Here is a 22174-nt window from a genome sequence, read left to right on the forward strand (position 1 = left end):
GCATTGCGCGTCCCTCTGCCGGCCCGCCGCCCGACCGGAGCGCCGCCGGCACCGCGGCGGTTTCCACTTTGTCGCGCGCACAAGGTAATCGCGATGGGCCTGTGGGACCGTTTGTTTGGACGCAAGACCCCGGTGGCGAAGACGCCCCGAGCCGAACCGACCGCAGCGCCGGTTGCTGCCGCCGATGACACCGATACCGATGTCGGGATCGAGCCGGCACTGCAGCCCGCACTGACCCTGTTCCAGCACGGCGATCAGCTGGGCGCCTACAACGCTGCGCAGGCACAACTGCACCTGGGTGCCGACGCGCAACGCCTGTGCGCGCTGGCGTTGAGCGCGCTGGACCGCTATCGCGAGGCGTACCCGCACTGGCTGGCGCTGTACGAGCTCGAGCCCACCGCGCACAACGCACTGCAGTTGGCGACCACCTCGGTGATGTGCAACGAGATCGATCGTGGCGAGCAGTGGTTGCTGACTTTCGATGACTTGAACGCGCAGGAGCGCTCCACCTCGCCGGCCACCGCACGCACCAGTTTCCTCACCGCGCTGACCCGGGCCGGCCACGGCGCACACGCGCTGCCGCATCTGGAGTGGTTGCGCGAGGCCTACGCAGGCATGTCGATCACCGACAGCCACTTCCTCTACATGCGCGGGCTGCCCTTCTTCGAAGCCTTCCTGGAACGCAGCACACCGTTGCTGCGCCAGTGCCTGCCCGCCGACGCGCTGCCGGGTTGGTACGCGCAGCTGCAGCCGGCCTTGGATCCTCCAGGCCAGGCCGCCGTGGCCGCCCATATCGCATCGCTGCAATGAGCGCGCCGACGCCGGGACCTCGCCCGCGCGGCGGCTTCGTCACGCCGTTGGCGTGGGTGTCCCTGTTGCTGGGTGTCGTCAGTGCACTGTCCAACCTGCTGCAGATCGTGATGATCGTGCTGATGCCCGACGGGGCAGCGCTGGGCTTGCCCGAAGGAATCACCCTGCCCGCCTCGTTGCAGTGGTTGATCGATCATGCGTTGTCATTTTCCGTCATAGGCATGGTGCTGTCGGTGGTCTTCGCAGGGCTGAGCTGGGCCTTGCTGCAGCGACGCGAGTGGGCACGGGTCGGGTTCGTGGCGGTGTTGCTGGGGACAGGATTGCTCAATGTCGGTGCCCTGGCGTTGATCGGGCCGCTGTTCGAGGGTGTGCAGGCGATGCTGCCTGCCGATGTCGTGCACAGCCCCGAGTGGCCGCAGCTGCAGGCACGCCTGCAAGCGACCCGCCAGGCAGCGTTACTGCTGACAGGCCTGGGCGTGGTGGCAATCGGCTGTCTCCACGCAGCGCTGGCATGGCGGTTGTGCACGCCTGCAGTGCGCGCCGAATTTACTGCCGCGCGCGGGCGCGACGCATGAGGGATAGAGACTTCGAGCCGTGGCGACGGTTGGACACGGTACGGGCTTGGATCACAAGCTCGGTGAGTCGAGGCCGCGGCGAGGACGCCGCCCCGGTTGCCCGCTGTTTTTGTTGAAAACCATGCGCGCCGACCAGCGCGACGGGTCCTTGTCCGCTCACCGTCGCGGGATCTTACGCGGCAAAGCCTGACTGGTCAGGCACCCTATGCCCACACGATGCACCGCCTGGCCCTGCGACAAATGGGCGCGTTTGCCCGACTGCATGAAGTGCGATGCAGCGCTTAGAATCGTGGCATGAACGAATTCGACCGTGTACGGGATTATTTGACCGGCCTGCAGGACCGTATCTGCACTGCCGTGGAAGCCATCGATGGCAGCGCGCGTTTTGCCGAAGACCTGTGGCAGCGCGAGGAGGGCGGCGGGGGACGCACCCGCGTCCTGCGCGATGGGGCGGTGTTCGAGCAGGCCGGCATCGGGTTTTCAGATGTGTCCGGCTCGCGCCTGCCGCCTTCGGCCAGCGCACATCGGCCCGAGCTGGCGGGGGCGACATGGCGCGCCTGCGGCGTGTCGCTGGTGTTCCATCCACACAATCCGCACGTCCCCACCACGCACGCCAATGTGCGCTACTTCCGCGCAGAGCGCGATGGCGAAGTGGTAGCGGCCTGGTTCGGTGGCGGCTTCGATCTGACCCCCTTCTATCCGGTCGACGAGGACGTGCTGCACTGGCACCGCACCGCGCAGGCGCTATGCGCGCCATTCGGCCAGGAGCGCTATGCAGCGCACAAGCGCTGGTGCGACGATTATTTCTTCCTGCGTCACCGCAACGAGACGCGTGGCGTGGGCGGGCTGTTCTTCGACGACCTGGGTCAGGATTTCGAACGCGACTTCGCCTACCAGCGCGCGGTCGGCGATGGCTTCCTGGATGCCTACCTGCCGATCGTCGAGCGCCGCAAGGACACGCCCTATGGCGAACGCGAGCGCGAGTTCCAGCTCTATCGCCGTGGCCGCTATGTGGAGTTCAACCTGGTGTATGACCGCGGCACGCTGTTCGGCCTGCAGAGTGGCGGGCGGGCCGAAAGTATCTTGATGAGCCTGCCCCCGCAGGTGCGCTGGGAGTATGGCTTCACCCCGGAACCGGGCAGCGCAGAGGCACGGCTGATGGACTATCTGGTTCCGCGCGACTGGTTGGGTTGAATCCGTCAATATAGAAAACATAGCGTTGATGAGACGCTGTGTTGATTAATTGAATAAATCCAGCCTATTTAAATTTGTGATTGCCAAGGCTAGCAGTGAATGGTGCAATCCGATGAACCGGTTATGTTGCGTAGCAAAATAACCGTAGGCCGAACAATAAAAAGCCCCGCAGACCAGGGGGAGGTCGGCGGGGCCAGGGAACGGAAAACTTGGGGAGTAGTTTCCGCTCCGAGATCTGCTCCAGGGGATGGGAGAGATCTGCCGACAGGCGTTGCGCCCGTCGAGGGATATAACACCATTTTCTACATTGATGGATCGTGAAGATATCTGTTAAAAAAATGTAGAATTTAACGCTTATTCATTCCATGAGCATATGCGCGACGCGCATTATGTCTGGTCTGCACATTCAGCATATCAGCCTGATCTGCTGCGTCAGTGCGCCTGGTCCCAGTTATCGCCAACGCCGCAATCCACCACAAGGGGCACGCGTAATTCGGCAGCGGCCGACATGCGCGTGGTCACTTCGCTCAGCAGCGTATCGACGAAATCGGTCTCGGCTTCGAACACCAGTTCGTCGTGCACCTGCAGGATCATCAGCGCCCGCTCGGCGTGGTCGGCGATCCAGCCGTCCACGCTGACCATGGCGCGTTTGATGATGTCGGCCGCGGTGCCCTGCATCGGTGCGTTGATGGCGGCGCGCTCGGCGCCGGCACGCTGGCCTTGGCTGCCGGCATTGATGAAGTCCAGATATAGCCGGCGGCCGAACACCGTCTCCACGTAGCCCTTGTCTCGTGCCTGCTGGCGGGTGGTTTCCATGAAATCGCGTACGCCTGGGTAACGGCTGAAGTACAGCGCGATGTAGTCCTGCGCCTCGCCACGGCCGATACCCAGCTGGCGGGCCAGGCCGAAGGCGCTCATGCCGTACATCAGTCCGAAGTTGATTGCCTTGGCGGCGCGGCGCTCGTCAGCGCTGACGGTGTCGATGGTGCGGCCGAACACCTCGGCGGCGGTGGCGCGGTGTACGTCGGCGCCGGACTCGAACGCGCCGACCAGGCCGGGGTCGCCGGACAGGTGCGCCATGATGCGCAGCTCGATCTGCGAATAGTCGCAGGCGACCAGCTTGCGTCCGGCCGGGGCGACGAAGGCGCGGCGGATGCGGCGACCGTCTTCAGTGCGGATCGGGATGTTCTGCAGGTTGGGATCGGACGAGGACAGCCGCCCGGTGGCGGCGCCGGCCTGGTGGTAGCTGGTGTGCACGCGTCCGGACTGCGGGTGGATCATCTCCGGCAGCTTGTCGGTGTAGGTGCTGCGCAGCTTGGTCAGACCGCGGTACTCCAGGATCACACGCGGCAGCTCGTGCTGGTCGGCAATGGCTTCCAGTGCCTCCTCGTTGGTCGAGGGCTGGCCCTTGGGCGTCTTGACCACGGCGGGGAGCTTGAGCTCGTCGAACAGCAGCGCCTGCAGCTGCTTGGGCGAATCCAGGTTGAAAGTACGCCCGGCCAGCTCGGTGGCTTTCTGCTGGGCGGCAAGCATGCGCTTGGACAGGTCCGCGCTCTGGCGGCGCAGTTCGGTCGCGTCCACGCACACGCCGTTGGCTTCGATGCGTGCCAGCACTTCCACCAGCGGCATCTCGATGTCGCGGTAGACCTGCTCCAGGCCCGGCTCGGCGGCCAGCCTGGGGCTTAGCACCTGGTGCAGGCGCAGGGTGATGTCGGCATCTTCGGCGGCGTAGCGGGTGGCGTCTTCCAGGCTGATCTGGGCAAACGGGATCTGCTTGGCGCCCTTGCCGCAGACGTCTTCGTACTTGACCGTGTCGTAGCCCAGGTAGCGCTTGGCCAGGCTGTCCATGTCGTGGCGGGCGCTGCCGGAATTGAGCACGAAGCTCTCCAGCAGGGTGTCGTCGCTGTAGCCGGCCAAGGCGATGCCGTGCCGGCGCATCACATGCAGGTCGTACTTGCCGTGCTGGCCGAGCTTGCGCACCGCAGGGTCGGTGAGCAGCGGCGCCAGTTGCGCCAGCGCCTGGGCACGGTCGAGCTGGGCCGGGGCGCCGGGGAAGTTGTGGCCGAACGGCAGATACGCCGCCTGGCCGGGCTCGGCCGCCACGCTGAGGCCGATCAGGTCGGCCTGCAGCGGATCCAGGCTGTCGGTTTCGGTATCGAAGGCGAACTTGCCGGCGGCGCGCAGGCGTGCGATCCAGCTGTCGAGCTGTTCCTGGGTCAGGATGGTGTCGTACTGGCCGGGCGCCGACAGCGCGGGGTCCACTTCCACCGGGACACTGACCGGGCCGGACACAAAGCCGGTGCCGCGCGCGCGGCCGGGTTCGGTGCGGGCGCTGGCTGCGGCAGCGTCGAGTGCCACCGGCTCGGTCGGCAGGCCGGCCTGGGCGACGGCACCGCCAAGTTCGCGCAGCGCCTGGGTGAAGCCGTAGCGCGCGTACAGCACCGCCAGCGTTTCGGCGTTGGGCTCGCGCAGGTCCAGCGCGCGCGGGCCGCTGGCCAGGGTCACGTCGGTCTTGATGGTGACCAGTTCGCGGTTGAGCGGCAGCCGTGGCAATGCGGCGCGCAGGTTGTCGCCGATCTTGCCCTTGATCCGGTCGGCGTTGGCGATCACGCCATCGAGCGAGTCGTATTCGGCCAGCCATTTGGCGGCGGTCTTGGGGCCGCACTTCTCCACGCCGGGCACGTTGTCCACGGTGTCGCCCATCAGCGCCAGCAGGTCGACGATCTGGTCGGGGCGCACGCCGAACTTGGCGATCACCGCCTCGTCCGAATCCATGCGGCTGCCGCTCATGGTGTTGACCAGTTCGATGCCCGGGCGCACCAGCTGGGCAAAGTCCTTGTCGCCGGTGGAGATGGTCACGCTCAGGCCATCGGCGGCCGCCTGCAGGGCCAGCGTGCCGATCACATCGTCGGCCTCCACGCCATCGATGCGCAGAATGTCGATGCCCAGCGCATGCACGATGTCGCACATCGGCTGCACCTGCGCGCGCAGGTCGTCGGGCATCGACGGGCGATTGGCCTTGTAGTCGGCATACAGGTCGTCGCGGAAGGTCTTGCCTGGCGCATCCACCACGAACGCGACATAGGCCGGGCGTTCCTTCAAGGTGGCGCGCAGCATGTTGACCACGCCGAACAAGGCCCCGGTAGGCTCGCCCTGGGCATTGGTCAGCGGCGGAAGCGCGTGGAACGCGCGGTACAGGTAACTGGACCCGTCGATCAGGACTAATCTGCTCATGCGCCAATTCTACGCTGCACACTCACGCCACACCGTGCCAGCGCATACTTGCCGACGACCTAGAACGGATGACGACAATGAAGAGAGCGAGTCTTTTGCTGCTGCCGTTGCTGCTGCTCGGCGGCTGCGCCACCAGCGGTGCGGTCGGCGACGTGCCGGCCGGTGCGGATGTCACCAGCAAGACCATGGGCAACGGCGACAAGGTCGACGAGTACCGCGTCAATGGACAGCTGGAAATGGTGCGGGTAACGCCTGCCCGCGGTGCCCCGTACTTCCTGTACGACCGCGATCACGACGGGCATACCGATGCGGAGAAGGACAAGGTCAACAAGGTGTATTGGAAGCTGTATAGCTGGTGATTCGGGATTCGGGATTCGGGATTCGTAGAGCGTGAGCCTGGCGGGTCTTGGGGCGCTGGTTGCGGTGACGTCCGCCTTGTGTGGTTAATGCCGGGCGAGATGGCCGGCCGGTTTCGCTACGCCGCCGCATGGCGACAGGGATTGCCTGTGCTGTCGCCCTGCGGCAGCTGTCGGCCGGCGGCACTTGGCCGGCCCGACGCTTGATCTCAGCGTTGTGCGACCGAGGTGGTGGTTTCTACGCTGGAAGTCGCGGGAAGCGCCTTGGCCGGTGCGACCAGCGCCAAGGTCTGGCGTACGGCATGCAAGGGTTGTTCGGCATCGCCGTAGATGCCGGTCAGAATCTGCAGCGCCTGCTCGGCGTGATCGCGCGCGGCGGCCATCTGGCCGAGCCTGCGCTCGGCTTCGGACAGGCCGCGCAGGATCTCGGCGGTTTGTGGATGCGCACGGCCCAACACACGGAGGGATGTCGCAAGCGCAGCGCGCTGTTCGGCCAGCGAGGCATCCAGCTGGCCCTCGTCCAATAGCCAGAACGCATGGTTGCTGCGATAGGTGATGGTGGCCGGCGCATCGTCGCCAAACAGGGCGCTCGCACGCTCCAGTGTTGCGCGGTAATGCGGGCCGGCTTCTGCCAGCTTGCCCTGCTGTCGCAATGCGTGGGCCAGGTTGCTTTCCACCATCAAGGTGTCGGCGGCGTTGTCGCCGTAGAGCCTGCGGGTCAGGCGCAGCAGCGAGGCCAGTTCGGTTTCGGCAGCGGCAAAATCGCGCTGCATCAGCAAGAACACCGCCAGGCTGTTGCGCATCGACAGTACCAGGGGGTGCTCCGGCCCGCGCATGGCGATGCGCTCGCGCAGCAGGCTGCGCTGCAGGGCAATCGCCGGCACTAGCTGGCCGACCTCGGCCAGGATGCCGGCATGGACATTGCCGGCATCGATGCGTTGATCCGCAGTGGTGGCGGCGTTGGCCAGCGCGGCGACATAGGCGTGCCGGCTCTCTGCCATGGCATCGGCCATGCGGCCCTGGTCGCGCAACGCCCACGCCAGCCGCGCACGCATCTCGTTGCCCAGCGCCTGCTGTTCTGCGTTGCCGCGTGCCGCCTGCGCCATGCCTTGGCGTAGCGCCTGTTCGGCTTCGTTCGCCTTGCCGGCGCCGGCGAGCGCCTGGCCGAGCATGCAGGCCGCTTCCAGGGCCGGCACGCTGGCCGCGCCGGTGTGCTGCTGCGCCAATGCCTGGGCGGTACGCAAATGCGGCATCGCCTGCGGGTAATCGCCCAGCGCGATCAGTGTGCGGCCCAGGGTCAGCTCCACTTGCGTGCGCGCGTCCGGCTGATCGGCCAACTCACGCGCGGCGCGCTGCGAGGCCTGCTGCAGCACGCGCAGCATCAGCGTCTTGTCCAGACCCTGCGCAATGCCCGGGTCCACGCTGGACAGCACCGAGCTCATGAAATCGCCGGTGACCTGCGCGCGTTGCGCATCGCGTGCGGCCTGCTGCTGCGACCACAACGTGACGCCCAGACCGCCGATCAGCGCAATCGATGCCAGCCCACCGGCCAGCACGCCACTGCGATGGCGCTGGGTGAACTTGCGCAGCCGCAACCAGCCGCCGGCCTGCAATGCGCGTGGCGGATAACCATCCAGCCAACGGTGCAGATCGTCCAGCAAGGCCGACACCGACGCGTAGCGCGCGCCCGGTTCCAGCGCCAACGCGCGCAACACGATCGCATCCAGGCCATCGCGCAGCCGATCCTGCAGCTTGCCGTGGGTGGTCGCACGCGCCGCGCAGATCCGCGCGCGCGCATCGGCCGGCACTGCCGCCACCCGCTGCGATGGCGGCTGCGGCACGCCGTCGCGGTCTGCCACCGGGGCCAGCCCGCAACTCAGTTCGTAGAACATCGCACCCAGCGCATAGATATCGCTGCGTGCGTCCACCTCTGGCGCGCCGCGCGCCTGCTCCGGGCTCATGTAGCCGGGCGTGCCGCGACCATGCGCCGAGGTCATGCCGGGGTTGGACACATCGATGGCGATGCCGAAATCGATCACGCCCGGCATCGGTCGCCCGTCGACCGCGCTGACCAGCACGTTGCTCGGTTTGAGATCGCGATGGATCACGCCTTTCTGATGCGCGTGCTGCACCGCCTCGCCCACCCGCAGCATCAGCAGCACGCGCGCCTGCAGCGACAGCTGGTGCGCATCGCACCACCGGGTGATCGGCTCGCCGCGCAGATACTCCATCACCAGATACGGACGGCCGTGCGCGTCGGTGCCGACGTCGTGAATCTGCGCGATCGCCGGGTGCACCATCTGCGCCAGCAGCCGGCATTCGAATTCGAACAAGGCGCGGCCCTGCGCATCCAGGGCTTCGGCGGCCACCAGCTTGATCGCCACCTCGCGCTCGTAGGCACCGTCGGCGCGATGGCCCAGATAGACCTGGCCCATGCCGCCGGCGCCGATCAGGCGGTCGATCGCCCATGCACCGAAGCGCGTGCCGGCAGGCAGTTCCGGCAGCGGCGCGCGCAGTGCCGCGGCGGCCTGTTGCAGCGGCGCACGCACGCGCAGGGTGGCCTGCGCTTCCACCGCCAGCATCGCCAGCAACTCATCGCGCAGGACCGCATCGTCGCCGGCCTGCGCACGCGCGAATGCCTGGCGCGCCTCCACCGGCAGCAGGCACGCATGATGGAACAAGGCCTCCAGCCGCTGCCAGGAGGTGGCGGCACTGCTCACAGCTGCGCCGCCAGCCACACGCGCGCGAAACGCAGGTCGCGCTCCAGCGTCGGCACCGACACCTCCAGTTGCTCGGCCGCCTCGGCCACGCTGAAACCCACCAGCTCGGTCAGCGCGAAGGCCTTGGCCTTGCGCTCGTCCACCCGCGCCAGCTTGTCGAAGGCATCGGCGACCACCATCAAGGCCTCCGGCCGTGGCGCACCGTCGGACAAGCTGATCGTCAAGGTCACTGCCTGCCCAAGCCGCTTGGCACTGGCCTGCTGCCGCGCCAGATCCACCAGCAGATGACGCATCTGCAGTGCCGCCACTGCATAGAAATGCGCGCGCGAGCGAAACCCCTGCTGGCCTTGCTCCAGCCGCATCCAGGCCTCGTGCACCAGTTCGGTTGCCTGCAGGCCGGCACGCGCATCGCGCTGCAGCTCGCGCAATGCGGTGGCGCGCAGCACCTCGTAGACCTGCCGCGCCAATGCGTCGCTCGCGCCGGGTATGTCGCGCTGCCAGGCCTGCAACAACTCGGTGATCGGCAGCTCGGACATCCGGTCCATCTCGCCTGCGTGGAAGCGCAGTATCCCGCATTGGCGACCGGAGCGCGGTGGCGCATCGAGGACAGGGCCGGCCGGTTGGCCTGGATCGCGGTCGATCGCGCTAATGCGTGACGCAGCGCCGGGTTCACGAAAGACGATGATGGGTTGGCGCAGCTTTTCTCGGTTGATCAGGTGACAGGCCCCGGGGAGTGGGCCGCAGGCAGCACCCGCATGAGCAACACCAGCGATTACAGCGCCATCGTCCCGCAGGCATCGGCATCGGGGGTGGCACCTGCGCCGCTGATGGTCGATCTGCTGGCCTACATCGAGCAGCACATCGGTGAGGCCGAGCTCGGTACCGAGTCCCTGCAGCAGGCGTTCGGGCTGTCGCGTGCGTCGCTATACCGGCTGTTCCAGTCGCGCGGGGGCGTGGCCAGCCATATCCGCGCGCAGCGCCTGTACACCGCGTACCGTTATCTGCAGGCCTACCCGGAGTGCAGCCTGACCTGGTTGCTGTATGAAATGGGCTTTGCATCGGAGCGGCAGTTTCAACGCTGTTTCCAGCAGCGTTTCGGCATGCCGCCGATGCAGTGGCGCCGCCAGTGCCGCGCCGCGCCGCCGCCACATGCGCCACGCCGCGGGCACTACATGCCGGTGTGGCGTTTCATGCGCGAGCTGAGCCAGCACACGCACCGGGATGACATGCCGGTGCGTGCGGGCATGCCGCTGATGCACCTCGCACCCCTGCGTACCGACGCGTTACGGCGTGTTGCGCGGCCGACCGGCCGCGTTGCCGCTCAGCCCGAGCCAGTGTAGAAACGCCCCTCAATCGGCGTAGGAGCGTGCCTGCGCGAAGAGGCGTTACCGGTAATGCCTCGGCGCGCTCGGGCGCGCTCCTACGACAGAGCGCGCGACTTGAGCGTGGGATGTACCGAGCGTGTCGTTGCGCAGCAGAACATCCGACGATCAGCGGATCACCAGCACCGGAATCGAGCTATGCGTGAGCACCTCCACCGTCTGGCTGCCGAGCAGCATGCGGCGCATGCCACGGCGGCCGTGCGAGGTCATGATGATCAGGTCGCTGTTGCACTCCTTGGCGGTCTGCACGATGCCTTCGGCGGCGAAGCGGTCCAGCACGTGACGCGACGTGGCCTTGATGTTGGCTGCGGCCGCCAGTTCCAGCGCCGGGCGCAGGATCTTTTCTGCGGCAGCTTCCCGCTCCTTGCGGTACTCCGGACTTGCCTCGTAGCCCACGCTCCAGCCCATCGCGTCGTACATGCCCATCGCCCACGGCTCGGACACGGTGACGATATCCACTTTCGCGCCCGTCGCCTTGGCCAGCTCGAGGCCCTGAAACAAACCACGATGCGACAGCTCGGATGCATCAATGGCGATCAGGATACGTTTGTACATGGTGACCTCCGAAGTGACCGGCTGCATCGCCGGTAATGGCAGCCTGACAGGGTGCAGCGACGTCGACCTTGATGCGGATCAATTCTGCTGCTGGGTTGCAGTAGCACTCAAGCAGGATTGTAGAGCTCGCCTGCTGGCCTCATTTTATGCACATCCGCTCGTGTGTTCCTCTGCGTCCGATTCGATCGCAGGGTGTCATGGATGACGCGGTGATGCATCGGGCAGCGCACAACGGCGCGTCCGCAAGGACAGTCAGATGTCCAGTTTACGACCGCACCTTGGGTGTCGGATGCGTCGCACGTGTGCGCATCATATTGAAGCTTTCGCTGACCGCTATATTGCCCAGACCAACAGCCTTTAACAGGATTGGCTGGAAGTTACGAATGTTCCAGTGTGCTCATCATAGAAAATGTACAGCTGCGCCGTGTCGTGACGAAGACTGCCAATGTCGATCTGCCCTACAAACACCAACGGTCTTCCTTCAACAAAGGGCCAATCGGGACTTTGCAACCACTTCGGTGCAGCTTTCAAGAAGCGAAAATCCTGCGCGATCTTCTTCTTCAACATCCCCACCAGCGCCTTCCCCTTGCTAGCGCCTTCACCATCGATAGCGCGGGAAAAGTACCACGCTGGAAGATCAAGCCATTTAGGCTGAACTTTCAGCGTCAACTCGAATAATTCGCCATATTTTTCACTGCAAATATGCGCAATCTCGTGTTTCTTCAAGAAGCTGCAAAGTAGTTGTTGAACATTGTAGACAGAACCGATCCGACTGTAGTCTTGACTGATCAGATGCGTGTAGAGATCAGCTTCCTGGATGTAGGCAGGCAGTCGCACTTCATTCTTTAGAAGACGTTCAAAGGATGCATCGGACTGAATACTCCGTTCAAATTCCTCCGCAGAAATCGAGGCTTCCACAAAAGCTTTTATAGTAGCTTCCACCATCATTGCCTCGCTCCGTGCTGTCGAAATTTTCTCATCGCCACTGCCAGCGTCGCCGAGCGCATCGATATCTCCTCGACTGCATTGCATGCGAGATCAGCGTTCCAGGCATTATAAGAAGCAACGTTTTGCCTGTCTGCAAGACTAAGTCTGTACAGGCGTGTGGCGTTATATCGCCACGACGTACCCTCATCCGGCGCTGCGCGCCACCTTCTCCCGTTGGGAGAAGGAAACGCCTCGTCGTCCAATTAGCGGCGGCTACTACGGTGCTTCTCCCAGTAATAGAAGAAACGCTTACATCACCGTCAAATTCGCATACGCCATGACCAGCCACTTGGCGCCGACGTCGTCGAACTGCACCTGCACGCGCGCATGCGCGCCGGCGCCTTCGTAGTCCACGACCACGCCGCCGCCGAACTTGGGGTGTTCGACATTGGCACCGAGCTTGATCGGTGCGGCTTCGACCACGCCATGCACCGGTCCGCCGCGGGCCGCGCCCAGCGAGGCAGTGCGTGAGACCTGCACTTTCGGGCGCACCTCGTGCAGCAACTCGCGCGGAATCTCGCGCAGAAAACGCGAGGGCACGTTGTAGTTGTCCTGGCCGTGGATGCGCCGCGATTCGGCGTAGCACAGCACCAGCTTCTGGCGCGCGCGGGTGATGCCCACATAGGCCAGGCGGCGCTCTTCTTCCAGCCGGCCGCTTTCTTCCAGCGAGCGTGCGCTCGGGAACAGGCCATCTTCCAGGCCGACCAGGAACACGATGGGAAATTCCAGGCCCTTGGCCGAATGCAGCGTCATCAGCTGCACGCCCTCTTCGCCGGCCTGCGCCTGGCCTTCGCCGGCCTCCAGCGAGGCGTAGGCCAGGAAGGCGACCAGCTCGGTCATGCCCTGGCTGTCTTCATCGTCCGGGCGGGTGAAGCGCGAGGCCACCGACACCAGCTCGTCCAGGTTCTCGGTACGCGATTCCGAATCCAGCCCGCTGCGGCTTTCCTTGGCCCAATGTTCGCGCAGGCCCGAGCGCATCAGCACATGGTCGATGCGTTCGGCCAGTTCCATCTGCCCGGTTTCGGCATGCAGCTGGCCGACCAGGCTCAGGAACGCGGCCAGCGCATTGCGGGCGCGGGCGGCCAGTGTGTTTTCCTGCGTCAACAGCATCGCCGCTTCCCATAGCGACAACGCATTGGCGCGTGCCAGGCGACGCACTTCATCCAGCGTGCGATCGCCGATGCCACGCGTCGGCGTATTGACTGCGCGCTCGAACGCGGCATCGTCGCTACGGTTGGTGAGCAGGCGCAGATACGCCAACGCGTCCTTGATTTCGGCACGCTCGAAGAAGCGCATGCCGCCATACACGCGATACGGCAGCTGCTCGGAAATCAGCGCTTCTTCCAGCGCGCGCGACTGCGCGTTGCTGCGATACAGCACCGCCACTTCGCCGTAACTGCCGCCGTCGCGCACCCACTGCCGCGCGCGCTCGACCACATAGCGCGCCTCGTCGACCTCGTTGTAGGCCGCATACAGATCGATCGGATCGCCGTCGCCGGAATCGGTCCACAGCTGCTTGCCGATCCGGTCCGGGTTGTGCGCGATGACCGCATTGGCTGCGCCCAGGATATTGGCGCTGGAGCGGTAGTTCTGCTCCAGCCGCACGGTCTGCGCGCCGGGGAAATCCTTCAGGAAGCGCTGCACGTTCTCGACCTTGGCGCCGCGCCAGCCGTAGATGGCCTGGTCGTCGTCGCCGACCACGAACACGTGGCCGGTCTCGCCGGCCAGCACGCGCACGAAGGCGTACTGGATGGCATTGGTGTCCTGGAACTCGTCGACCAGGATCTCGCGGAAGCGCGCACGGTAATGCGCCAGCAAGGCCGGGGTGTCGCGCAGCAGTTCGTGCGCGCGCAGCAGCAACTCGGCGAAGTCCAGCAGGCCGGAGCGGTCGCAACGCTCCTGGTAGGCGGCGTAGACCTGCCGGCGCACCTCGGTCCAGTCGTCGTTGGGCTCGGGCTGGATATGCTGCGGACGACGGCCTTCGTCCTTCTGCTCGTTGATCCACCAGCTCATCTGCTTGGGCGGATACTTGCCCTCGTCCAGCTCCAGCGCCTGCACCACACGCTTGACCAGCCGCAGCTGGTCGTCGCTGTCCATGACCTGGAAGCCTTCCGGCAGCCGCGCATCCTGCCAGTGCAGACGCAACAACCGATGCGCCAGCCCGTGGAAGGTGCCGATCCACATCCCGCGGCTGCCGTTACGCAGCTGCAGGTCGGTGCGGTGGCGCATTTCGCCGGCGGCCTTGTTGGTGAAGGTCACCGCGAAGATGCCGTGGTTGGGCACGCCCTGGACTTCATTGAGCCAGGCGATGCGATGGATCAGCACGCGCGTCTTGCCGGAGCCGGCGCCGGCCAGCACGAGGTAGTGCCCCGGCGGCGCGGAAACGGCCTCGCGCTGGGCGGGGTTTAAATGATCGAGCAAATGAGAGACATCCACCGCCGCATTTTACCGGTTGTGGCGTCGCTGCGGCTGAGATTGCGATGAAGCGGTTGGGAATGCGGGGCTTCGCTCGTACCCTCATCCGCCGCGACGCGCCGCCTTCTCCCGCCGGGAGAAGGGAACACCGCCCCTCACCGCCCCGGCAATTCCAACAGGTCCCGCGCAATCGCCGTCGCCTGCTCACGCAACTCCGGCACTGCCAGGCTTTCCCACAACGACCCGATCCGCAGGCTGCCGATCACCCGCAACCGCGGATTGGCATGCCCATCGGCATCGATCAGACAGCCATCGGCAGCGGTATCCACCCCGATCCCATGCGGACCGGCTACCGCAATGCCCTGCCCCAGCAGCTGCTGCAGCAGCGGGTTGCGCATTGCCTGCACGCGCATTTCCACGCCGGTGGCGTTGACCAGCGTCTGCACATCCAGCTGCAAGGCATGCCCTGCACTGGCGCCGGCACTGACCCGCACGCACGCGCCGGCCTGGAATGCCACATCCAGCCGCGCGCGATGCAGCTGCAATTGTCCGCGCGCGCGCATCGCCTGCAGTTGCGCATGCACCGGCGCGGCGATGCGGTGACGATGCACATCCCAATAGCGCACCACGTGGCGCAGGAAGCGGCGTTGGTCGGCAACCGACAGCGTTTGCCACAGGGCCTGACTCAACGGGCGCAGACGCTCCATCACGCTCTGCCAGGGCAGACCCTGCGCCACCGCAACCCGCGCGTGCTGCCGCAAGCTGCGCATCCGCGCACGCAGCGACAGCGCCAGCAACGGCTGCGGATCGAAGTCCGCCGCCACGCAGTGCGCCTGCGGCAACGGCAGCAGCCCATGCCGCGACACCACGTGCACCGCCCCGCGATGCGCCTGCGCGACCAGCGTCACCACCGTGTCGGCCATGCTCAGTCCCGAGCCGACGATGCACACCGCCGCGTCCTGCGGCAACGCGGCGATTGCGTCGGTATCCCAGGCTTCCACTCGCTGCGCTGCCGACAGGCCGGTGGCCCCGCGCAGCGGCAAGGGCCGCAACGCATTGCCTACCGCCAGCACCACGCTGTTGGCCTGCACGGTCTGTCCATCGTCAAGCTGCAACAGCGCGCCATCGGCATCGGTTTGCAACCTCTGCACGCGGGCGCTGTGGACGGTGAGCGTCGCCGGCCCCTGCGCCCGCGCGGCCTGCAGACGATCGCGCAAGTAGGGCGCGTAGTGCCTGCGCCCGACGAAGTGCTGCGGCAGCTGCGCGTCCTCCAGCTCCGGGCAGCAGGCGTGCGCACGCAGGTAATCGACGAAATCCTGCGGCGCCTCCACCAACGCACTCATCCGCGCGGCGGGCACATTGAGCAGGTGTTCCGGCCGCGCGGTGGAGTACGCCACGCCCTCGCCCAGCACCGCGTGCGGCTCGATGAGCACGATCTGCACCGGCGCCACGGCCTGACGCAACAGCTGCAGCGCCACCAGCACACCGGATGCGCCACCGCCAACGATGGCGATCACTGCATCGCCGGGATCACGCAGTTCATTCATCCGGCGATTGTAGGCGATGCGTCGCGCCGCACCGATGACAGCGGCCATGCCCGCCGCGATGGCCGGGATAGCCACGCAGACGTGCCGGTCGCCTGACGCGTCCGTTCGAACGCGGGCACACGCGCACCCAGCGGGAGCTTGCCGGCGCAGGCCGCCTAATCACCACGACACCTGCCGCCGCAGGCATCACCCCATGCCCCATGGGCACTGCATCCGCACGGACCGGGTACACACGTAACTTCTACATCAACGCATCGGCCAGGCGCGCAATGCCTTCGCGGCTGCGGCGCCAGGCCGGGCGCGTGCGCCACTGCTCCAGCTCCAGCTGGCGTGCATTGGCCAGATAATCCTGCTCGATCGCACGCAGCCGCTGCACCACGCCCTGGTCGTAGCAGAGCATGCCGATCTCGGCGTTGAGCGCGAACGAGCGGATATCCAGGTTGATCGAGCCGACCAGCGCGATGTCCTCATCCATGCTCAAGTGCTTGGCATGCAGGAAGTGCGGGCGATACAGCGCGATCTTGACCCCGCAGCGCAGCAGCTCTTCGAAATACGCCTCCTGCGCCCAGGCCGCCAGGATCTGGTTGTTGCTCTCCGACAGGATCAGCTGCACATCCACGCCCGACACCGCAGCAATGCGCAACGCGCTGAGCAAGGCTTCGTCGGGAACGAAATACGGCGTCACCAGCACCACCTTGCGCCGCGCCAGATGGATCACCGCGTTGATCGCATCGCGCGCGTTTTCGAACGGATACGCCGGCCCGCTGGGCAGCAACTGCGTGGCGATGTTGGCCTCGCACACCGACGCATCCGGCCATACGTCCAGACGCTGTCCGGTTTCGGTGAACCAGTCGCTGGCGAACACCGCTTCCAGATGATTGACCACCGGCCCGCGCACGCGCGCCACCAGCTCGCGATTGGGCACCCCGTCGATGAAGCCGGCCTCGGCCAGATTCTGCGAGCCGACAAAGCCCACCTGATTGTCGATCACCGCAATCTTGCGATGGTTGCGCAGATCCATGCGCCCGCTGCGGCGCCAGCGCAGGCCGCCGGGCAACACCGCCAGCACGTCCACCCCACCGGCCTGCAGCCGTTTGCGATAGTGGCGCAGACCGCGCTTGGCGCCCACCGCATCCAGCAGCACGCGGCAGCGCACGCCACGCGCACCGGCGCGCAGCAGTGCGGCAACCACCGCATCGCCCACCGCGTCGTCGAACATCAGGTAATACAGCAGATGCACGCGTTTTTGCGCCGTGTCGATCGCGGCGATCAAGGCCTGCAGCGACTGCGTGTAGTCGTCCAGCAGTTCCACCGCGTTGCCCAGCGTGGGCATGAAATCGCCCTGGCGTTCGATCAGCGGCACCACCTCGGCGCTGCTGGTGTCCGCCTGCGGGGTCCAGCGCAAGGCGTGCAGGGGCAGTTGCTGCTCGCGGATCACCTGTGAGGCGGTGGCCTGGCGCTGCACCCGCACCCGCGACAACCATGGGTGGCCGAACAGCAGATACAGCGGCAGGCCGACCACCGGCACGAAGCCGATCAGCAGCAACCAGCTGCGCGCCGCACCCGGCGTGGTGCGGGCCGGAATCCACAACAGCGCGGCCAGGCGAATCACCCAGTCCAGCGCCAGCAGCCAGGTCCCTTGCAACCAGTCAGGCAGCATCAGCGATCCGTTCTCAAGAAGGCTCCGATTCTGACGGCCCGGTGCGTGAACGCAATGGGTCCGGCATGCCCGGCACCGCTGCACCGAGTGCTGGCGTTTACCGACATCGCCGGCTCCTGGTGTGGCGCATTGCTGCCAACCGGCACCAGGGTGGACGCCCTGGATGGCGTAGCGGTCCTGTCCCGGAGATAGTCGGTGCGGTGCGCGGCATCGGCCCGCAAACTGGCCAGTACTTCGACAGCACCAAGCGCTACCTCGATGCATTGGCGCTTTCCGACGCCGACCAGGGCCAAGTGTTCGAAGGCAATGCGCAGCGGGCGTATCCGCGCCTGGATACGCAATTGCGCGCGCGGCTGCAGCTGTGCTTCCTTCTCCCATCGGGAGAAGGTGTCCCGCAGGAGCGGATGAGGGGGCGCCTCGGAGAACGGTCACCGCCTGCGACGTAAAACGCGTCGCCACGCGCCTTCAGAAGTGAAACGCCGGCTGCTTCGCCTCGAACTGCAAGCCACTGACGGTGCGTGCAATCGGAAAAACGAGGTCTCGCTCCCTTCTCCCATCGGGTGAAGGTGCCTCGCAGGGGCGGCTGAGGGTACGTGCGAAGCCTCTGGTGCTCCAACCACTGCGAGTGGCTTTGCCCCGTACCCTCACCCCAACCCCTCTCCCCGAGGGAGAGGGGAGTGCACGCCGACCATTGTTGCGATCAAACCCCGCAACGCTCCCCAAACGCAAACACCCGCCTTTCGGCGGGTGTTTGCTGGAATGCAGATCGGGTAATCGGTGGATTACTTGATCTTGCCTTCCTTGTACATCACGTGCTTACGCACGACCGGGTCGTATTTCATCATTTCCATCTTCCCCGGAGTGTTTTTCTTGTTCTTGTCCGTGGTGTAGAAGTGGCCGGTAGCGGCCGAGGAAATCATACGAATCTTGTCACGCTTGCCTTTTGCCATGACTGCTTACTCCTCAGACCTTTTCGCCGCGCGCACGCAGCTCTTTCAGAACGGCATCAATCCCGTTCTTGTCGATGGTGCGCAATGCATGCGCGGAGACACGGAGCTTCACCCAACGGTTCTCGCTGGCGACCCAGAAGCGACGCTCGTGCAGGTTGGGCAGGAAGCGACGACGGGTTCTGTTGTTTGCGTGGGAGACGTTGTTACCCGTCTGCACACGCTTGCCGGACACTTGGCATACGCGGGACATTACGCACCTCGATAAATGAATTGCCACCCATAGCCTGGGGAGCGGCGGCCCCGACAGCGTCAAGCTGCCACGCAACGTTGGGAATCAAGAACTTACGCTGGGAACAAGCCGGCAACCCCATCGCGTTGGGTGCCGCCATCCGGAGCGATCCGGGCACAGCGAGCCGCGCATTATGCACGGCTTTCCTATGTGCCGCAAGCACTTAGCCCGCACTGGCAGGCCCCGCCCGCTCGCGGTGCAGCCAGCGATACAGCACCGGCAGCACCAGCAGGGTCAGCAAGGTGGACGAGACGATGCCGCCGATCACCACCGTGGCCAGCGGGCGCTGCACTTCGGCCCCGGCGCCGACATTGAGGGCCATCGGCACAAAGCCCAGTGCGGCCACCAGCGCGGTCATCATCACCGGGCGCAGGCGGCTCAGCGCGCCTTCGCGCAAGGCCTGCTCCAGCGACATGCCCTCGGCCCGCAGGCTGCGCACGAAGGCGATCATCACCAGGCCGTTGAGCACCGCCACCCCCGACAGCGCAATAAAGCCGACACCCGCGGAGATCGACAACGCCAGGCCGCGCAGCGCCAGCGCCACCACGCCGCCGGTCAGCGCCAGCGGCACGCCGCTGAACACCACCAGCGCATCGCGCAGCGAACCGAACGACCAGTACAGCAGCGCGAAGATCAGCAACAAGGTGCCCGGCACCACCCAGGCCAGGCGCTGGCCGGCGGAGATCAGTTGCTCGAAGGTGCCGCCGTAGCCGATCCAGTAGCCGGTGGGCAGCACGACCTCGGCCTGCACGCGCTGCTGCACCTCGGCCACAAATCCGCCCAGGTCGCGGTCGCGCACATTGGCGGTGATCACGATGCGGCGCTTGCCGTCTTCGCGATTGATCTGGTTGGGCCCGAGCACGGTTTGTACCTTTGCGACCTCGCGCAGCGGCACCGTGGTCGGTTCGCCACTCCGCCAGCCGGCCGCGCGGCTGGACTCGTCGACATCGGCACGCTCGCCATCGCCACGCAGCGGGATCGGCAGATCGGCCAACGCCGTCGGGTCCTGACGCAGGCCTTCCGGCAGGCGCACCACGATGTCGAACCGGCGGTCGCCTTCGAACAACTGCCCGGCCGCCTGCCCACCCACCGCGGCCGACACCGTGTCCTGCACCGCGCCGGGATTGAGCCCGTACCCGGCCAGTGCGACGCGATCGGGCACCACCGCCAGCATCGGCAGGCCGGTGGCCTGCTCCAGGCTCACGTCGGCCGCGCCCGGCACCGTGCTGGCGACTTGCTGCACGCGTTGCCCCAGCGTGACCAGGGTGTCCAGGTCATCGCCGTAGACCTTGATCGCCACATCCGCACGCACGCCGGAAATCAGCTCGTTCATGCGCATCTGGATCGGTTGGGTGAACTCGTAGTTGTTGCCGGGCAGCTGCTTCACCGCTTCCTCGATCTCGGCTACCAGCTGCGCCTTGGGTTTGCGCGGGTCCGGCCACCGCGCGCGCGGATGCATGATCAAGAACGTATCGGCCACCGACGGCGGCATCGGATCGGTCGCCACTTCGGCAGTGCCGAGCTTGCCGAACACATGCGCCACCTCCGGAAACTGCTTGATGCGTTTTTCCAGCGTGGATTGCATGGTGATGGCCTGTTCCAGGCTGGTGCCGGGAATGCGCAGGGCGTGCAGCGCGATGTCGCCTTCGTCCAGGTTCGGGATGAACTCGCTGCCCAGGCGCGTGGCCAATACCGCGCACAGCGCCACCGCCACCACCGCACCGAGACCGACCCAACGGCCGTGACGCAGCGCGCGATCCAGCAAGGGCGCATACACGCCGCGCGCCCAGCGCATCGCGCGGTTCTCGTGCTCAGCCACCTTGCCGCCGAGCAACAAGGCGATTGCCGCCGGGACAAAAGTGAGCGACAGCAACATCGCACCGGTCAGCGCCAGCACCACGGTGATCGCCATCGGATGGAACATCTTGCCTTCAATGCCGGTGAGCGCGAACACCGGCAGATACACCGCCGTGATGATGCCCAGGCCGAACAGGCTGGGCCGGATCACCTCTGCGGTGGCTTCGGCGGTCAGTTCGAAACGCTCGTCGCGCTCGAGCACCCGCCCCAGCCGCAATTGCGCCTGCCCGAAGCGGCGCAGGCAGTTCTCCACGATGATCACCGCGCCATCGACGATCAGGCCGAAATCCAGCGCACCCAGACTCATCAGGTTGCCGGACACGCCACCGCGCAGCATGCCGGTGAGGGTGAACAACATCGCCAGCGGGATCACCGCCGCGGTGATCAGGGCCGCGCGCACATTGCCCAGCAGCAGGAACAGCACCACGATCACCAGCAACGCGCCTTCGATCAGGTTCTTGGCGACGGTGACGATGGTGCGGTCCACCAGCGCGGTGCGGTCGTAGACCGGCACCGCCTGCACGCCGGCCGGCAAGCTGGCATTGGCCACTTCCAGCCGCTGCGCGGCGGCCTGCGCCACGGTGCGGCTATTGGCGCCAACCAGCATGAACACCGTGCCGAGCACCACTTCGGTGCCGTCCTGGGTGGCCGCCCCGGTGCGCAACGCGCGCCCCTCGCCGACCTGCGCCACATCGCGCACCCGGATCGGCACGCCTTGGCGCCGATCCAGCACGATCGCCCCGATCTGCGCGATGTGGTCCACCTGCCCCGGCACCCGCACCAGGAACTGCTGGCCGTTGCGTTCGATATAGCCGGCGCCGATGTTGCGATTGTTCGCCTCCACCGCGCGCGCGACATCGTCCAGCGTGAAACCCAGGGCGACCAGGCGTGCCGGATCCGGGGTGATGTGGATCTGCCGCGCGTAGCCGCCGATGGTATTGACCTCGGTGACGCCGGGCACAGTGCGCAACTGCGGGCGCACCACCCAGTCCTGCAGGGTGCGCAGATCGGTGGCCGTCCACGCACTGCCATCGGGCTTGCGCGCATTCGGTTTGGCTTCGACCGTGTACATGAAGATCTCGCCCAGCCCGGTCGCGATCGGCCCCAGCTGCGGCTCCAACTCGGCCGGCAGCTGCGACTTGACCTGCTGCAGCCGCTCGGCCACCTGCTGCCGCGCAAAATACAGGTCCGTGCCATCGGCAAAGACCGCCGTCACCTGCGACAAGCCGTAGCGCGACAACGAGCGTGTGGATTCCAGCCCCGGCAAGCCCGCCAACACCGTCTCCAGCGGAAACGTCACCCGCTGCTCCGACTCCAACGGCGAGTACCCCGGCGCGGCCGTGTTGACCTGCACCTGCACATTGGTGATGTCCGGGGTGGCATCGATCGGCAGGCGCGAAAAACTCCACGCCCCGATCGCAATCAACACCGCCGTCAACGCCAGCATCAACCACCGCTGCGCGATCGCAAACCGAATGATGTTAGTAAGCATGACGCACACCTCCGCGCACACTCGGCGCAACGGCGTGCGCAGCCACACCGATCAGTGCGTGCGTACGCACGCACGACGCCTGTGCAATCGCAGCGGGCTGCCGTCGGCCGGCGGCACTGCAGCCGGGATCCCGACCTCCGCCAACATCGCG

General features: G+C 66.1%; 16 protein-coding genes and 1 pseudogene. 6 read left to right on the top strand and 11 right to left on the bottom strand.

Features of this window, described 5'->3' with window-relative positions:
- Window positions 1–93 precede the first annotated feature (93 nt).
- From FHT09_RS12565 to hemF, 3 genes are all read left to right on the top strand, one after another.
- A complete protein-coding gene (locus FHT09_RS12565) occupies window positions 94–810 on the top strand; it encodes a hypothetical protein (RefSeq protein WP_104607452.1) in 717 nt (238 codons plus the stop codon).
- Complete coding sequence (locus tag FHT09_RS12570; protein WP_104607453.1) at window positions 807–1385, top strand: hypothetical protein; 579 nt, start codon at window positions 807–809, stop codon at window positions 1383–1385. Before FHT09_RS12565 ends, FHT09_RS12570 begins: the two co-directional genes overlap by 4 nt.
- A 294-nt stretch (window positions 1386–1679) precedes the next feature.
- Window positions 1680–2579, top strand: coding sequence for an oxygen-dependent coproporphyrinogen oxidase (gene hemF, locus FHT09_RS12575; RefSeq protein WP_104607454.1), 900 nt, complete (start codon window positions 1680–1682; stop codon window positions 2577–2579).
- 432 nt (window positions 2580–3011) lie between these two features.
- Here the strand turns inward: hemF and polA are convergent, their stop codons facing one another.
- Entirely contained in the window at window positions 3012–5813 is a 2802-nt protein-coding gene (gene polA, locus FHT09_RS12580; RefSeq protein ID WP_104607455.1) for a DNA polymerase I, read from the bottom strand.
- A 77-nt stretch (window positions 5814–5890) separates the two neighbouring features.
- On the opposite strand from polA, the gene FHT09_RS12585 reads away from it, so the two are divergent.
- Complete coding sequence (locus tag FHT09_RS12585; protein ID WP_039515413.1) at window positions 5891–6172, top strand: DUF2782 domain-containing protein; 282 nt, start codon at window positions 5891–5893, stop codon at window positions 6170–6172.
- Window positions 6173–6378: 206 nt separating this feature from the next.
- On the opposite strand, the gene FHT09_RS12590 is transcribed toward FHT09_RS12585, so the two are convergent.
- Entirely contained in the window at window positions 6379–8907 is a 2529-nt protein-coding gene (locus FHT09_RS12590) for a serine/threonine-protein kinase (RefSeq protein ID WP_104607456.1), read from the bottom strand.
- A complete protein-coding gene (gene ecfK / locus FHT09_RS12595; protein WP_104607460.1) occupies window positions 8886–9425 on the bottom strand; it encodes an ECF-type sigma factor EcfK in 540 nt (179 codons plus the stop codon). The genes FHT09_RS12590 and ecfK overlap by 22 nt, the downstream gene beginning before the upstream one ends.
- 153 nt (window positions 9426–9578) lie before the next feature.
- On the opposite strand from ecfK, the gene tagK reads away from it, so the two are divergent.
- Window positions 9579–10229 carry a transcriptional regulator TagK gene (gene tagK / locus FHT09_RS12600; protein ID WP_104607457.1) on the top strand — a complete coding sequence of 217 codons (651 nt, stop codon included), beginning with the start codon at window positions 9579–9581 and terminating at the stop codon, window positions 10227–10229.
- A gap of 150 nt (window positions 10230–10379) precedes the next feature.
- Here tagK and FHT09_RS12605 read toward each other — a convergent pair whose 3' ends face one another.
- The 5 genes from FHT09_RS12605 to cls all read right to left on the bottom strand — a co-directional run bounded on the left by FHT09_RS12605 (window position 10380) and on the right by cls (window position 17435).
- Window positions 10380–10826, bottom strand: coding sequence for a universal stress protein (locus FHT09_RS12605; protein WP_016902734.1), 447 nt, complete (start codon window positions 10824–10826; stop codon window positions 10380–10382).
- 357 nt (window positions 10827–11183) lie between these two features.
- A complete protein-coding gene (locus FHT09_RS12610; protein ID WP_104607605.1) occupies window positions 11184–11774 on the bottom strand; it encodes a hypothetical protein in 591 nt (196 codons plus the stop codon).
- A 288-nt stretch (window positions 11775–12062) separates the two neighbouring features.
- On the bottom strand, window positions 12063–14249 hold the full coding sequence (uvrD, locus tag FHT09_RS12615; protein ID WP_184416984.1) for a DNA helicase II: 2187 nt from the start codon (window positions 14247–14249) through the stop codon (window positions 12063–12065).
- 134 nt (window positions 14250–14383) lie between these two features.
- Window positions 14384–15775, bottom strand: coding sequence for an FAD-dependent oxidoreductase (locus FHT09_RS12620; protein ID WP_104607234.1), 1392 nt, complete (start codon window positions 15773–15775; stop codon window positions 14384–14386).
- 241 nt (window positions 15776–16016) lie between these two features.
- Window positions 16017–17435, bottom strand: coding sequence for a cardiolipin synthase (cls, locus tag FHT09_RS12625; protein ID WP_104537620.1), 1419 nt, complete (start codon window positions 17433–17435; stop codon window positions 16017–16019).
- Window positions 17436–17497: 62 nt separating this feature from the next.
- On the opposite strand from cls, the pseudogene FHT09_RS20100 reads away from it, so the two are divergent.
- Window positions 17498–17612: pseudogene (locus tag FHT09_RS20100) on the top strand (4-oxalomesaconate tautomerase); the annotation flags it as partial.
- Window positions 17613–18217: 605 nt separating this feature from the next.
- Here FHT09_RS20100 and rpmG read toward each other — a convergent pair.
- The 3 genes from rpmG to FHT09_RS12645 form a co-directional block, all read right to left on the bottom strand.
- Complete coding sequence (gene rpmG / locus FHT09_RS12635; RefSeq protein ID WP_002809462.1) at window positions 18218–18385, bottom strand: 50S ribosomal protein L33; 168 nt, start codon at window positions 18383–18385, stop codon at window positions 18218–18220.
- Between the two features lie 13 nt (window positions 18386–18398).
- The gene (gene rpmB / locus FHT09_RS12640; protein ID WP_002809459.1) at window positions 18399–18635 is read right to left on the bottom strand and encodes a 50S ribosomal protein L28; all 237 of its coding nucleotides are present in this window, start codon (window positions 18633–18635) and stop codon (window positions 18399–18401) included.
- A 202-nt stretch (window positions 18636–18837) separates the two neighbouring features.
- On the bottom strand, window positions 18838–22023 hold the full coding sequence (locus FHT09_RS12645; protein WP_104607217.1) for a CusA/CzcA family heavy metal efflux RND transporter: 3186 nt from the start codon (window positions 22021–22023) through the stop codon (window positions 18838–18840).
- Window positions 22024–22174 lie beyond the last annotated feature (151 nt).

Source organism: Xanthomonas sp. CFBP 8152, assembly GCF_014199025.1.
GTDB lineage: Bacteria > Pseudomonadota > Gammaproteobacteria > Xanthomonadales > Xanthomonadaceae > Xanthomonas > Xanthomonas arboricola_B.